General features: G+C 48.5%; 12 protein-coding genes and 1 pseudogene. 6 read left to right on the plus strand and 7 right to left on the minus strand.

Annotation, left to right across the window (positions count from 1 at the left end; genetic code table 11):
* The 4 genes from IQ217_RS17525 to IQ217_RS17540 form a co-directional block, all read right to left on the minus strand.
* On the minus strand, positions 1-4,536 hold a 4,536-nt coding region (locus tag IQ217_RS17525; RefSeq protein ID WP_194021050.1), incomplete at its 3' end, for a cadherin domain-containing protein.
* Between the two features lie 222 nt (positions 4,537-4,758).
* Positions 4,759-5,595: a metal ABC transporter permease gene (locus IQ217_RS17530; protein ID WP_420826702.1), complete on the minus strand. Its 837-nt coding sequence runs from the start codon at positions 5,593-5,595 to the stop codon at positions 4,759-4,761.
* The gene (locus tag IQ217_RS17535; RefSeq protein ID WP_228024124.1) at positions 5,558-6,427 is read right to left on the minus strand and encodes a metal ABC transporter ATP-binding protein; all 870 of its coding nucleotides are present in this window, start codon (positions 6,425-6,427) and stop codon (positions 5,558-5,560) included. Before IQ217_RS17535 ends, IQ217_RS17530 begins: the two co-directional genes overlap by 38 nt.
* Positions 6,402-7,418 (minus strand): metal ABC transporter solute-binding protein, Zn/Mn family, encoded by a 1,017-nt coding sequence (locus tag IQ217_RS17540; protein WP_194021059.1) that lies wholly within the window; start codon positions 7,416-7,418, stop codon positions 6,402-6,404. The genes IQ217_RS17535 and IQ217_RS17540 overlap by 26 nt, the downstream gene beginning before the upstream one ends.
* A 107-nt stretch (positions 7,419-7,525) precedes the next feature.
* Here IQ217_RS17540 and IQ217_RS17545 point away from each other — a divergent pair, with 107 nt between their 5' ends.
* Together IQ217_RS17545 and IQ217_RS17550 are read left to right on the plus strand one after the other, a co-directional pair.
* On the plus strand, positions 7,526-7,942 hold the full coding sequence (locus IQ217_RS17545; protein ID WP_194021061.1) for a Fur family transcriptional regulator: 417 nt from the start codon (positions 7,526-7,528) through the stop codon (positions 7,940-7,942).
* A gap of 159 nt (positions 7,943-8,101) precedes the next feature.
* Positions 8,102-8,713 (plus strand): Uma2 family endonuclease, encoded by a 612-nt coding sequence (locus tag IQ217_RS17550; protein WP_194021063.1) that lies wholly within the window; start codon positions 8,102-8,104, stop codon positions 8,711-8,713.
* A 3-nt stretch (positions 8,714-8,716) separates the two neighbouring features.
* Here IQ217_RS17550 and IQ217_RS17555 read toward each other — a convergent pair whose 3' ends face one another.
* The gene (locus IQ217_RS17555) at positions 8,717-8,956 is read right to left on the minus strand and encodes a hypothetical protein (RefSeq protein WP_190596795.1); all 240 of its coding nucleotides are present in this window, start codon (positions 8,954-8,956) and stop codon (positions 8,717-8,719) included.
* Positions 8,957-9,031: 75 nt separating this feature from the next.
* Here IQ217_RS17555 and IQ217_RS17560 point away from each other — a divergent pair, with 75 nt between their 5' ends.
* Positions 9,032-9,676, plus strand: coding sequence for a type 2 periplasmic-binding domain-containing protein (locus tag IQ217_RS17560; RefSeq protein WP_194021065.1), 645 nt, complete (start codon positions 9,032-9,034; stop codon positions 9,674-9,676).
* Positions 9,669-10,142 (plus strand): PPC domain-containing protein, encoded by a 474-nt coding sequence (locus tag IQ217_RS17565; RefSeq protein WP_194021067.1) that lies wholly within the window; start codon positions 9,669-9,671, stop codon positions 10,140-10,142. Before IQ217_RS17560 ends, IQ217_RS17565 begins: the two co-directional genes overlap by 8 nt.
* Here the strand turns inward: IQ217_RS17565 and IQ217_RS17570 are convergent.
* Positions 10,139-10,966: a M90 family metallopeptidase gene (locus IQ217_RS17570; RefSeq protein ID WP_194021076.1), complete on the minus strand. Its 828-nt coding sequence runs from the start codon at positions 10,964-10,966 to the stop codon at positions 10,139-10,141. The two genes, IQ217_RS17565 and IQ217_RS17570, sit on opposite strands and share 4 nt — an antisense overlap.
* A 16-nt stretch (positions 10,967-10,982) precedes the next feature.
* Positions 10,983-11,402 (minus strand): response regulator, encoded by a 420-nt coding sequence (locus tag IQ217_RS17575; protein WP_194021078.1) that lies wholly within the window; start codon positions 11,400-11,402, stop codon positions 10,983-10,985.
* A gap of 90 nt (positions 11,403-11,492) precedes the next feature.
* Here IQ217_RS17575 and IQ217_RS17580 point away from each other — a divergent pair, with 90 nt between their 5' ends.
* A complete protein-coding gene (locus IQ217_RS17580; RefSeq protein WP_194021080.1) occupies positions 11,493-14,258 on the plus strand; it encodes a DNA gyrase/topoisomerase IV subunit A in 2,766 nt (921 codons plus the stop codon).
* A 63-nt stretch (positions 14,259-14,321) separates the two neighbouring features.
* A pseudogene (locus IQ217_RS17585) lies at positions 14,322-14,669 on the plus strand (hypothetical protein); the annotation flags it as partial.

Below are 14,669 nucleotides of genomic sequence, written 5' to 3' on the forward strand. Positions count from 1 at the left end.
TGTGGAGTCAATGCTGAAAGATGTGGCATCATCCCCTGGTTTCAAACCAAAGGTTACTCCCCCACTGATATCCGCACTATCATCTGCTGTTACTTGATAAATTACCTGACCAGCTCCACTGTTTTCGTTAATTGCCTTTGCGGTATCGCCCGATTTGATGGTAGGAGCTATTTCATCTAGATTGTTGATAGTCAAATTAACCAATTGCTCCGTAGCAGGATTAACGCCATCACTAGCAGTGACGGTGAATTTATAGCTAGATTGCGTTTCAAAGTCAGGATTACCAATTAACTTAACTTTCCCTGTTGTGGAGTCAATGCTGAAAGATGTGGCATCATCCCCTGGTTTCAAACCGAAGGTTACCCCCCCACTGATATCCGCACTATCATCCGCTGTTACTTGATAAATTACCTGACCAGCTCCACTGTTTTCATCAATGGGTGTTGCGGTATCGCCCGATGTAATAGTTGGAGCTATTTCGTCCAGGTCGATGATCGTTAAATTGACCACTTGCTCCGTGGCAGGGTTAACGCCATCGCTAGCAGTGACTGTGAATTTGTAACTTGGTTGGGTTTCAAAGTCAGGATTACCAATTAATTTAACTTCTCCAGTGGTGGCATTGATGGTAAATAGATCAGCACCATCCCCTGGCTTAAAGCCAAAAATTACTCCCCCACTGATATCTGCACTATCATCCGCTGTTACGGTGTAAATTACTTGATCGGCTCCACTATTTTCATCAATAGGCGTTGCCGTATCTCCCGATGTGATAATAGGACCCAATTCATCAATATTATTAATGGTGAGACTAATCAGCTTTTCAGTAACAGGGTTAACGCCGTCGCTAGCTGTGACCGTGAATTTATAGCTAGGCCTCGTTTCAAAATCTGGGTTCTCGGCCAGGATTACTTGTCCATTTATGGGACTGATAGTGAATAAATCAGCATCATCCCCTGGCTTCAGCCCAAAGGTTATTCCTGCACTTATATCCGCACTATCATTTGCTGTTACTCGGTAAACTATTTGATTAGTACCACTATTTTCGGCGATCGCCTTTGCAACACTTCCAGAAGTGATAGTGGGTGCTGTTTCGTCAATGTTGTTGATAGTTAAATTGACCAGTTGCTCCGTAGCAGGATTAACGCCATCATCAGCAGTAACAGTGAATTTATAACTCGATTGCGTTTCAAAGTCGGGATTACCAATTAAAGTGATTTTTCCTGTTGTGGAGTCAATGCTGAAAGATGTAGCATCATCCCCTGGCTTCAACCCAAAGGTTACTCCCCCACTGATATCCGCACTATCATCCGCTGTTACTTTGTAAACTATCTGATTCGCACCGCTATTTTCATCAATAGGTGTTGCCGTATCTTCAGAAGTGATAGTAGGTGCTACTTCATCAAGGTCATTGATAGTTAAAGTAACTAATTGCTCTGTAGCAGGATTAACGCCATCGTCAGCAGTAACGATGAATTTATAACTTGCTTGGGCTTCAAAGTCGGGATTACCAATTAACTTAACTTCCCCAGTGGTAGCATTGATGGTAAATGAATCAGCATCATCCCCTGGTTTCAAACCAAAGGTTACCCCGGCACTGATATCCGCACTATCATCCGCTGTCACCTGACAAATTATCTGATTTGCTCCACTGTTTTCGGCGATCGTCTTTGCCGTATTTCCCGATGTAATAGTTGGTGCTATTTCGTCCAGGTCGATGATAGTTAGATTGACAACTTGCTCCGTGGCAGCATTCACACCATCGCTAGCGGTAACGGTAAATTTATAACTTGATTGGGTTTCAAAGTCAGGATCACCAATTAACTTAACTTCCCCAGTGGAGGCATTGATGGTAAATGAATCAGCATCATCCCCTGACTTCAAACCAAAGGTTACCCCGGCACCGATATCCGCACTATCATCCGCTGTCACCTGATAAATTATCTGATTTGCTCCACTGTTTTCGGCGATCGCCTTTGCACTATTTCCCGATGTGATAGTTGGAGCTATTTCATCTAGGTCAACGATGGTTAAGGTAACTAGTTGTTCAGTGGGACTATTAACGCCATCGTCAGCAGTAACGGTAAATTTATAAGTAGATTGGGTTTCAAAGTCAGGATTACCAATTAAAGTGACCTTTCCTGTTGTGGAGTCAATGCTGAAAGATGTAGCATCATCCCCTGGCTTCAACCCAAAGGTTACTCCCCCACTGATATCCGCACTATCATCCGCTGTTACTTGGTAAATTACTTGGTTAGCACCGCTATTTTCATCAATAGGTGTTGCCGTATCTTCAGAAGTGATAGTGGGTGCTATTTCATCAAGGTTGTTGATAGTTAAATTGACCAGTTGCTCAGTGAGAACATTAACACCATCGTCAGCAGTAACGGTGAATTTATAACTTGATTGCGTTTCAAAGTCAGGATTGCCGATTAAAGTAACTTTTCCTGTTGCAGAATCGATAGTGAATAAATCAGCATCATCCGCGTCTTTCAAGCCAAAAGTTACTCCGGCACTTATATCTTTACTATCATCTGCCGTGACTTGATAAATTATTTGATTAGCGCCACTGTTTTCATCAATGGGTGTTGCGGTGTCGCCCGATGTAATGGTTGGAGCTATTTCATCTAGGTCAACGATGGTTAAGGTAACTAGTTGTTCAGTGGCAGAACTAACGCCATCGTCAGCAGTAACGGTGAATTTATAACTCGATTGCGTTTCAAAGTCAGGATTACCAATTAAAGTAACTTTTCCTGTTGCAGGATCGATAGTGAATAAATCAGCATCATCCGCGTCTTTCAAGCCAAAAGTTACTCCGGCACTTATGTCAGCATCATCTGTGGCAGTGACTTGGTAAATTACTTGATTCGCTCCACTATTTTCATTAATTGCCTTTGCTGTATCTCCCGATGTGATGGTAGGAGCAATTTCATCTAAATTGTTAATAGTTAAATTAACCAGTTGCTCCGTGGCAGGATTAACACCATCGCTCGCAGTAACAGTGAATTTATAGCTAGGCTTATCTTCAAAGTTTGGATTACCAACTAAAGTGATTTTTCCTGTTGTGGGATCGATGGTAAATGATGAGGCATCATCCCCTGCTTTCAAGCCAAACGTTACTCCAGTACTGATATCAGCATCATCTGTAGCAGTGACCTGGTAAATTACTTGACCGGCTCCACTATTTTCATTAATTGCCTTTGCGATACTTCCAGAAGTAATAGTGGGCGCTACTTCGTCCAGATTTTTGATAGCAAGAGTAACTGCTTTTTCTGAAGCATTATTAGCGGCATCTGTCGCAACTACGGTGAATTTATAGCTAGGTTTAGTTTCAAAGTCAGGATTACCTGTGAGTTTTACTTCTCCCGATGTGCCATCAATGGTGAAGGATGAGGCATCATCCCCGGCTTTCAGTCCAAAGGTCACGTCTGCATTTATATCACCATTATCCGTGGCTGTTACTTGGTAAATTACTTGACCGGCTCCACTGTTTTCATTAATTGCTGTTGCTGTATCTCCACTAGTAATGATGGGTGGGATATTATCAAGGTTGGTAGTGAGTATTTTTATTGTCCATCCCCCACTCAAGGAACCTGCACTACTACCATTATCATCAACGATATAAAGACTCCAAGTGCCATTAGGATTAGTTGCAATAAAGTCATTAAAGCTGGCAACATAAGGTCCATCGGGGGCTGGTTCACTAAATGTATCTTCACCAAAGCCATCGTTGGTCGGCAAATATGTGCCAGACGTAATTGAGCCACTATCTGGATTCGGCAATGATGTGGATGCTGTATTGGAAAAAGATAAGTCAACGCTGCTTTCGAAACCAAGTCTCCCCGCCGTATCTGACATAAGAATGGTTTTTGCCCCTGTGGGCCCCACCAATAAAATGTCAATGTCACGGGGAAAAGTATGGGTTAGTCCTTTGAGGGTGACTGTAATATCGGTGATTGTCCCTGCAACATTACTAAAAGTGATTTCGGAGGGATAGGGATTAGCGTTACTCGAATCAGGAATATCAATGGAATCGTTATTACTTGCGGAAAATTCGGCCGCTTCTACCGGCACCATATTGCCATCAACCAGAATAGTAAATTGATCCGTTTGAGAACGGAGAGACTGTAATCCCAACTCATCTAAATGAATACCACCCACCACATGGGCAAAAATTTCCCCTTCATCCCCAGGGCTATCTGCCACATTCAAACGGGCATCAATGGCATGGCCAATTTCCTCCAGCAGAACTGCTTGTATCTGCTCTGGGGAAGCCGTCTCCAAAAAATCCTGACTGAGATAGATGGTATCCGTACTCTGGGCGTAGGCTCCCAACAAGCCCGCCATGCCCTGGTCTAAAACTCGGATGGTCGGTAATTGGCTAAAATCCTCTGCTTGCCATTGTCGTCGGAGTTGTTCTGCCTTAGCTCGGTCAAATTCAGCACCGAAGATAATTGCTAGTTTGCGCCAAAAGTCGGGGGAATGAGCAAATTGGACTAAGTTCTGATGAACAGCGTTGAGATGAAGTGAAATGTCCACGGAATCGAGAGAATGTGATGATCAGCTGAAAACAATGTAAGAGCTCCGATTTCCACCCTGAAGATATAGGTAGAACCCACATTGTATAATATGCGAAATAATGCTGGTAGGACAACGTAGTTAGACCCATAAAATTTTTGCGTATCTTCCTGCCAGTAACAGGTGTGAGCAAAAGTTTCCCTTGCCCGTCCGCAGGTTTAGAAAAAAAACGAAGGTGCTGATTTAGCGTTTAAAGGCCAAACTAATCAGATAGGCAATGCTGGCCACCAAAATAATGGTTGCCCCAGAGGAAAGATTAAAGCTGTAGGAAAGGGCTAATCCCACTAAACAAAAGACCATGCCTAGACCGCTGGCCAATGCCATCATTTGGGGCACATCCCGCACATATTGACCGGCGATCGCCGCGGGAATACTTAACAGGGCAATGACCATAATTAATCCCACCAATTGCATCACCATCACTACGGTTAAAGCAATGGCCGCCACCAGAGTTAGGTAAAGAATATCTACAGGTAAATTGCGGGTAGTGGCATAGACGGGATCAAAGGAAATGGCCAAAAACTCTTTGTACAGCAAAAATAATAGGATCACAATTAGGAGATCTAGCCCGGCCATGAGCCAGAGTTCCTGCCGGGGCACCGTCAAAATACTGCCGAATAGGTAACTGGCCACATCAGCCTTATAACCCTTGGTTAAATCAATCAGCATGATGCCGATCGCCATGCCCAGGGCCCACATCACCCCAATTAAAGTGTCACTGCGCTGTTGATATTTCCTGGCCACCCAGCCCATGGCCAGGGCCATGACTAAAGAAAAACCAAACGCTCCCCAGAGGGGATTAAAGGCAAAATAATAACCTAAACCAATGCCGCCATAGGCCGCATGGGCCACGCCACCGCTAATGAAAACCATGCGGTTGATGACAATAAAAGAACCGATTAATCCACAGGCTAAGCTCACCAACAAGCTGGCGAGGACGGCGTTCTGCATGAATTCGTATTGCCAAGCCTGGGTTAGGGCCTCAATCATGACGACACTCCGCGGCATGACCTTGGCCATTGTGACTATCAAGGACGGGGGAACCCTGATCATGGCTGGGGAAAACCCGGTGGGGCACCCCATGGGCAATCAAATCCACCGGACATTGATAGGTGGCTTCAATCATCTGGGGCGTAATAAATTTCTCTTGGTGGTAGTGCAAAGTACGATTGAGGCAACCAACGGTTTTAACGTAGCGGGAAATGGCCCCCAGGTCGTGGGAAATCATCACAATGGTCATGGTTTGATTCAGTTCCCCCAACAATTCGTAAATGCTCCTCTGCACTTTGCTGTCCACATTGGCGGTGGGTTCGTCCAGCAGTAAAATCTGCGGTTGGGAAGCCAAGGCCCTAGCAATGTACACCCGTTGCCTTTGCCCTCCCGACAATGCCCCCAACGGGCGATCGCCTAGATTACCCATGCCTACCTGCTCCAAACAACGGTGGACAATGGCCTCATCTTGGCGATGGTACCGGCGAAATAGTTTGCCCCGCCCCAAACGTCCCATCCTCACCACGTCCAACACCCGCACCGGAAAGGCCCGGTCAAATTCCAACCACTGGGGCACATAGCCCACGTAACGCCGCCCCTGCTCCACCGATCGCCCCAGAATTTGCACCGTACCCTGGGATGGTTTAATGAGGCCCAACAGAACCTTGAGCAAGGTAGTCTTCCCCCCCCCATTGGGACCAATTAAGCCCAGAAAATCCCTTTCCTCCACCCGCAGATTAATATTTTCCAGCACCGGGGAAGCACCATAACCAGCAGATAAATTTTCGACGGTAATCACAGCCGTGGGACTGGGGCGATCGGCCATGGAGACATTGTTATTGGGGCTGGACACTATGGGCATTGGCAATTTTTTGGGCAACGAGTTTGAGATTGCTAGACCAATCGGCGGCCAGGGGATCAAGTAATTCTACCTTTGCGCCAATTTCAGCGGCGATCGCCTCGGAACTTTTGGTGCTGAACTGGGTTTCCCCAAAGACCACGGTGAGATTATTTTCCTTGGCCGTATCAATTAGTTGTTTCAATTCCTGGGCACTGGGTTCTTGTCCCTCCACTTCGATGGGAATTTGCTCCAAGTTATAGTCCCGAGCAAAGTAGGCCCAGGAAGGATGAAAAACAATAAATTTCCTTTGGGGTAAAGGTTCCAGCACCTGTCGTAACTCTTGGTCTAACTGCTCCAATTCCGCTAAAAATGCAGCCAAGTTAGCTTCATACTGTTCCCGATTCTCCGGATCCAACTCGGCTAAACCTTTGGCGATCGTGGAGGCCTGTTGTTTCACCAACGTAGGAGATAACCAAATGTGGGGATCCGCCACCATCACTGCTCCCATGGCTTGCTCCTTTTCCGATTCTGGCCCATGGTCGTGGCCATCGTGGCTGTGATTATGGTGATCATGTCCTTCTTCTTCCCCGTGACTATGGTCATGCTCCTCCATCTCCAGGGGGGTAATGCCTTGGGCCGAATCAATTAACTTCATATTGGCATTGGCTGCTTTTAACTTCTCCAACCAAGGTTGCTCAAAACCAAAGCCAATTAAAACGTAGGCTTCTGCCTCACTCAGGTCCGCCAACTGTTGGGGTTTGGGTTCATAGGTGTGGGGATCATTATTGCCAGGCACTAACACACTCACCCGCACCAGATCGCCACCAATTTTTTCCAAAAAATACTGTTGAGGCGGAATACTCACCGTAATATCCATGGCCTCCACCGTGGGCTCCTGGCTAAGCGAACCATCCTGCTCCCCAGCGGGCTGACAGCCCATGACACCTAGGCCCACCACTAGAGCAAGACCAATGGACTGAATGAAACGGGGGGCGGCAGGGAATGTGAACATTAGCCAATGTGCAATACAGTGAAGATCAAACTGACAGAAAATTTAACTTTCCTGAGAGTTAACAATAAACGATAATCATTATCATTGCATAGTTCCTCACCATTGTCATGAGTCTTCCCGCTCCTTCCCTTGCCGTTCGCCTAGAGTCCCTAACCGTCAACCAGAGACTGGTGCTCCAAGCTTTGCAAAGGGAAACGGAGCCCCTGTCGGCTCAAGCCCTGTTCACCAAGCTGCGAGAAACGAAAAAAATTGGCTTGGCCACGGTATATCGAGCTTTAGACGCCCTCAAGTTAGCCGGATTTATCCAACATCAAGCCACCATGACAGGAGAACTCCTCTACCAAACCCTTGAACAGGATCAACATTGCCTGACCTGTTTACAGTGTGGCGAATCCTTCCCTATCCAAGGTTGTCCGGTACAATCCTTAGAGGAAAATTTGCAAGCTAATTATTCCTTTCGGATTTATTACCACACCCTAGAGTTCTTCGGACTTTGTCAACTTTGCGCTAAGGGAAATGGTTAGAATTTAGGTCAGCCAAAATATTAGCGACTACGGCATCTGAGTGGCACAGCAAAAACCTTACAGAAGTAAGCGTTACAACTGTTGTGTATGTCGAGTTGATTTGGAATTTGCTGTCAAGATGGTTAACCACCACAGTGTTTAGTGAACCCAGGAGCAGTCATGGCAACCCTAACCCAACCAGTTAGATCAATTGATCAAGACCCATTGTTACTAGATGTCAGTCATGTCACTTTAAAAATCTCACCGGAGCATTTCGATCAGCTTTGTCTTGATAACCCGGATTTAAGGCTTGAGTTAACCAAAGATGGGAATTTGATTGTTATGGCACCAGCCGGGGGAGAGACTAGTCGCAAAAATCTTGATCTGGCCATTGATGTTGGTCTTTGGAATCGCCAAACCAACCTAGGTCAGGCGTTTGATTCTTCCTGTGGCTATGACTTCACCGCCCTGGGCGGAGGAAAGTTATCGCCGGATGTATCTTGGATTGAACAATCCAAACTCGGGGGGGTCGAAATAGTTGGTTTTATTGCCGTTGTGCCGAATTTTGTCATTGAACTCCGGTCCGCAACGGATAACCTGAAACCATTACAGGAAAAAATGCAGGAATATCGACGGCTGGGGGTGCAATTAGGGTTATTGATCAATCCCCAAAATCAACAGGTTGAGATTTATCGTCCCGCCCAGGAAACGGAAGTTCTAACATCGCCCCAAAAAATAGATTGCGACGAAGTGATGCCCGGCTTTGTACTCGATTTGACTCGCATTTGGTAGCCACTAAAAATATTCCACCTTGGGACTGACTACCCCATTACTGGAGCCGGAAAAACGATGGGGCCGCAGAAATAATTGCTGTAGGGATCGTTGCAAGCGGAGCCGGGCTTGGTGCTTGGATTGTTGGGCGATGGTGAGGGACTGCTGGGGTAAACTGGTGACTTCACTGGGAATATTACCCGACACCGCCAGGGCCAACGCAAAGGCGATAAATGTGGTCAGAACTCCCAATTGCTTAAACATAGCCTACCCTCCTTTCTCCCAGACTGGACTTGAGCTAATATTCTAGGAACTACCAAGAATAGCTCCCTAGCAAATATGACAATATCCCAGACTCAAAAGGATCCAGGCATTTTGCAGACAGTTTCGCTTTTGACTGCCTATTGTTTTGACCTCCGGGGAATGGCGCCCAAACAGGTCATCAATGGTTGGCTCAAGGATTTTTCAGCCCTGTGGATTCGTCTGGCGGTGATCGAAGCCCTGTACCTCGGCCGTTATAAGGCGGTTTCGGTGGAGCATTTGCTGGAATTTTGGCACAAGAAGGGACAACCTAATTTTCACTTTTCCGCTGAGTTTGAGCGTCTAGTTTCCCAAAATCTGCCCAGATCCCTGGCGATCGCCACGGACAAATCGATGGAGGAGTTGACTAAGATAGCCGACCAATCATGGCAGTTAAAGGTTCCCAACCGAGGGCAAAACCAAATATCGCAATCACCAGACCGGCAAGTTTCGCCGTCTGACCCAGGGGAATTGGAACCCCTCCCTTGGCATCACCGTGGCCAAAAAAATCTCCAGCATCACGCTCCAGAAAACTCCAAGGCTCCCAGAGTATCCGAAGAAGGCCCAGTGCACAGATCCCCAGGGCCAGCCCCTTCCATTGAACAGTTCATCCCCATCACCCAGGAATCGAATTTTCTCAGTCGGCTCCAGTCGGTACTCAGTCAGGACAGCGAAAATGTTTAGATCCTTCACTACAGGGAAATTAAACAAATTAGCCCCTCTCTGGATGGGTTTGCCCTCTGCCCTGGTCGTGTTCTACCCAACCCTAAGTTACGGCCAAAATAATCAAAACAGTTTTTATAATCCCATCCCCATTAACGCCAATACGACGGTTAACGATCGCCTAACTTTGCAGGATATGCCCACGGGGGAGGGGGGATTTGCCAGGGACTATCGCATTAATCTCCGGGCTGGGGACCAAGTGGCCATTGACCTGCGCTCCGATGAATTCGACACCATGGTCATGCTCATTGGCGATGACGGCACCACCATTGTGGCCAACGACGACAGCACCGAGGGGGGCACCAATTCCCTCGCCTTTGCCCGTATTACCGAGTCCGGGGACTACATTGTCCGGGTCAGAACCTACGCCGCCACTGGGGGAGGATTATTCTCCCTGGAAGTAACCAGGTTACAGCCCGTTCCCTAGCAGTTGATCAACGGCTCAAGACAATAGTATTTTTGTAGGACTTGATAGAGTTGCCTGTGGTGGCGTTGTAACTCTTGTCCTTTTTCAAAGAAGGTTTCCGTCACCACCGCAAAAAATTCACAGGGGTTAGTGGCTCCATAGGGATCGATCACAGTGGGGAGATTATGCTCCAGTTGGCTGAGTAGTTGTTGATATTCCGCCGCAAAAGTTGACTGCCACCGTTGATAGTCGTTGCGACGGGCCAATTTGGGCACCCCATTCATGGCTCCGTCCCCCATGTCCAATTGGTGGGCAAATTCGTGGAAAATAACGTTATGGCCATCTTGCCACCGCTCCAAATCCCAGGCAATGGTACCCCAAGCAAGGATTAATTGCCCGGCCCTGTCCCAGGACTCTCCGGCCCGGATAGTTTCTTCTTCTTCCACCACATAACCGTCGGGGGAGCTGACCTGTCTAACCTGAAAGGCGTCGGGGTAAACAAGAATTGTGTCCAGCCGGGGGTAGGGATTACTGCCCAACTCTAAAGCTAGATAACAAGCCTGGGCGGCGATCACCAACCGGACTTCATCGGTCAAGACAAAATCATTGCAACCAATGAACTGTTTTTGCTGCAGAAATAACTGGATTTTTGCTGCTAACTTTTGTCTTTGCTGGGGGTAAAGCTGTCGATAAAAAGGCAGGCGATCGCCAAGGATGGCTTGCCAATGGGGGGGCAGGGGACGCTGGAAAAGCTGTTTTTCCCGCCAATCTAACCAATGGGGATAACCCCAAATGTAGGCAATGATGCCCAAAAGAATGGTGAGGACAATGGCAGTGGGCAACATGGAAAAAAGGCTAAAGCTAAATCTCTAGGCTGGGGTTTTCAATGCCGCCGGCCATGGCTTGAATCTGCTGGACAAAAGCTTGGTGGTCCACCACTGGTTTGGCAATGTACCCCTCAGCCCCACTTTCCGCTAGTAAAGACTCTCGATCGCCGGCCATGGCGTGGGCAGTAACCAAAATCACCGGTAGACTGGCCGTGGTGGGGTCCTGTTTGAGCAATTGGGTAATTTGAATACCGTTGTAGGCTTTGCCTTGGTAATGGCTGCGGGAGAGGGAAACATCCATGAGAATCACGTCCACCGCCTTGCTCCGGGCTAGGTCCAACACCTCTGCCACATTCTCACTGCCTTTGACGGTGAATCCCCCCCGCTTGGTGAGAATTTTAGAAAAAACGCGGAAATTCATGGGGTCATCTTCGACGATGAGAACCGTGGTCATAAGCTTTTACTCAGCAAAGTGGGGAAGAGAATCAGCCTTTCCAATGCTAACATTGGCCGCGAATTGACGAGCGCACAGGTTCCCAGCGGCATGGCCAGAAAATCTTTCCCCAGCGGTCAAATTATCCCCACCGATCTCCACGAAGAAATGGAACGTTCCTATCTGGAATATGCCATGAGTGTGATTGTGGGCCGGGCATTGCCCGATGTGCGGGACGGCTTAAAACCGGTGCATCGCCGCATTCTCTACGCCATGTATGAGCTGGGGTTGACCCCCGATCGCCCGTTTAGGAAATGTGCCCGGGTGGTGGGGGACGTGTTGGGTAAATACCATCCCCACGGAGACCAGTCCGTGTATGACGCCTTGGTGCGGATGGTGCAGGACTTTTCCAGCCGTTATCCCCTCTTGGCTGGCCACGGCAATTTCGGTTCGGTGGACAATGATCCCCCCGCCGCCATGCGTTACACCGAAACCCGTTTAGCGCCTATTGCCATGGGGGCCATGTTGGAAGGCATCAGCGAGGGAATCGTTGATTTTACCGGCAACTTCGACAATTCCCAGGAAGAACCCACCGTGGTGCCAGCCCAGTTGCCCCTATTACTGTTAAACGGTTGCTCCGGCATTGCCGTGGGTATGGCCACCAATATCCCGCCCCATAATTTGGGGGAAGTGGTGGATGGTTTGATTGGTTTGATTAACAAGCCCGATTTGTCAGACCAAGAATTATTCAAGTTAATTCCCGGCCCAGACTTTCCCACCGGGGGCCATATTCTTGACAGTGAAGGCATCATCCAGGCTTATCAAACTGGACGGGGTTTAATTCCGGTGCGGGGGGTGAGCCACATTGAAACCGTCCGGGGGGAGAAAAAACGCAGTCATAATCGCACGGCGATCGTGATCACAGAATTACCATTCCAGGTCAACAAAGCCGCTTGGATCGAAAAAATTGCCAATTTGGTCAATGACGGCAAGTTAGACGGTATTTCCGACCTGCGGGATGAAAGTGATCGCACGGGGATGCGGGTGGTGATCGAGTTGAAGCGGGATGCCAATGCCGACACCATTCTCAAAAAGCTTTATCGCATGACCCCTTTGCAGAGCAATTTTGGGGTAATTTTCCTGGCGCTGGTCAACAATCAGCCCATACAAATGTCGCTGCGGCAAATTCTCCAAGAATTTTTGCAATTCCGGGAAGACACCCTCCTGCGGCAGTATGAAAATGAGTTGGGGGAAAGCCGTCGTCGTTGGGAATTGTTGGCGGGTTTACTAATTGGCTTGGAAAACCTCGACACCCTGATTGAAATTCTCCGCTTTGCCTCCGATGGCACCACAGCCAAAATTCAGCTCCAGCAAAGGTTGGGTCTTTCCGAGCCCCAAGGAGACGCCATTTTGGGGATGCCCCTGCGACGCATTACCGGACTGGAAAGGGAAAAGTTGGTGCGGGAACACACTGATTTAGCCCAACGTATCCAGCAACTAGAAACCCTCATCGGCGATCGCCAGGAACGGTTAAAAGCCCTCAAAAAAGAGTTGCGGGGTTTGAAGAAAAAGTTTGCCGACGAGCGACGGACCAAAATATTACAGGGAATGCCGGCTAAAATTACCCCTTTGCCAGTGGCAGAAAAGGAATCACCTGCACCAAAAACCACCCTGGTTGAAACCCAGTTGGAGACGGAACAGGAAGATGGACTGGCCATGGAGGAGAAAGCGGAGCCATCAGAACCAGAACAATTGTCATTAGACAATGCCCCCGCCCAATCCACCGACTCCGCCCCGGTTGAGAAGCGGGGAAATTCAGCCCTAGCCCATAAAAATTCACCGACCAATACCCCGGAACCAGGCCAACCAAGTCCAGAGGCGATCGGAAAAAACAGTAAACAAGTTCCAGTTGTCAAGAAAAATCCCCTCACCCTATTTACGCCCCAAACACCTCCACCTAATGCTTTTCTCAGCATCAATCTCCAGGAGGAAATTGGCTGGCATCCGGAGGCGTTAACCTCAAGCAACTGTTTTGAACCCTTAACTCAGCAACTCCCCATTCAAGGAAGGGAAACTTTGGTTGTGATTGGTGACCACGGTAAAGCTTTCCCCGTGGCGATTGCAGATTTGCCGCCCCTGGTCGTTACCCGCATTCCCCTGCTCCGTATGCTGCCCAAGTCAGCCCAGCGGGATGCCACCGCCGTTACTTTCCAGGGGTTTTTACCGTCTCCGGAACGGCCCCAGGACTTACTCCTAGTTAGTCAACAGGGTCGGGTCAAACTGATCGCTGGTCAGGAATTGCAGGAGCTGGGCCAACGGGGTTTGAGTTTGATCAAGCTAAAAAATGACGATCGCCTCCAGTTTGCCCAATGGGTTACGCCCATGGATAATGCCCCTGACCAAAATTTGGTTATTGCCACCAGCAATGGTCGCTTACTAAGGTTTAATGTGGCCCAAGTTGGTCTCACTTGTTCTAGCCCCAGCGCCCAGGGCCAAGAAGCAATGCGACTCCGCCAGACGGAAAAGTTAGTGGGGGTATTGATGGCCTCCCCCCTTGAGGCAGTTCTGCTGTTGACCCAGGGAGGTTACGGCAAACGTTTGGATTTAACTGCCGTGCGCCTCGGCAATTTTGGTGATTTGGGGACAACGGTGGTGCAATTTACCAGCAAAGCAGATCGTTTATTGACCATGGTGGGGGCAAATCCCACTGCCCAGGCTCCCGAGTCTTCCACCTACGATTTCTATAGTAATCAACAACGACTCCATTCCCTCCAGGGCAACCAGTTCCAGCTCTGGGGTAAGGACGGCTTTGGCGATCGCCTGGTGGATCTCAACGAGGGGGAGTATTTAACTACCCGGGTGGCCCATCTTGGTTAGAGGTTAGAGCGGGGGAAATTTTGGGCTAGAATGGGCAACATCTTTTTTCCATGGGTGGGGACAATGGACAAATATGAAGAGTTAGGCAGTTCTGCTAATGCTAAGCCCTGGTGGTTGAAGCACCTCGACAAAATTTTTCTGGGCGGTGGCGTTGTCTATCTGCTCCTAGTCAGTTTTTGGTTGGTGTTCCAGTCCCGGCAGCCCACTCCCACCACGGCATCGTCAACGGAAACGGTCACCGTGGATCAAGCAGATGAGGAATTTATTGTTTATCTGCAACAGTCCCTAGAAACCCTTAAACAGCCCCAAACATTGCCGGCTTCCCCCGTTCCCGCTGGTGTTAACCCTCCGGCAACCCCCAACCAAACCACGGTGGCGATCGCCCCAGCCAACCAGGGCATTCCCCTCCCC

The sequence above is a fragment of the Synechocystis salina LEGE 00031 genome, assembly GCF_015207985.1.
GTDB lineage: Bacteria > Cyanobacteriota > Cyanobacteriia > Cyanobacteriales > Microcystaceae > Synechocystis > Synechocystis salina.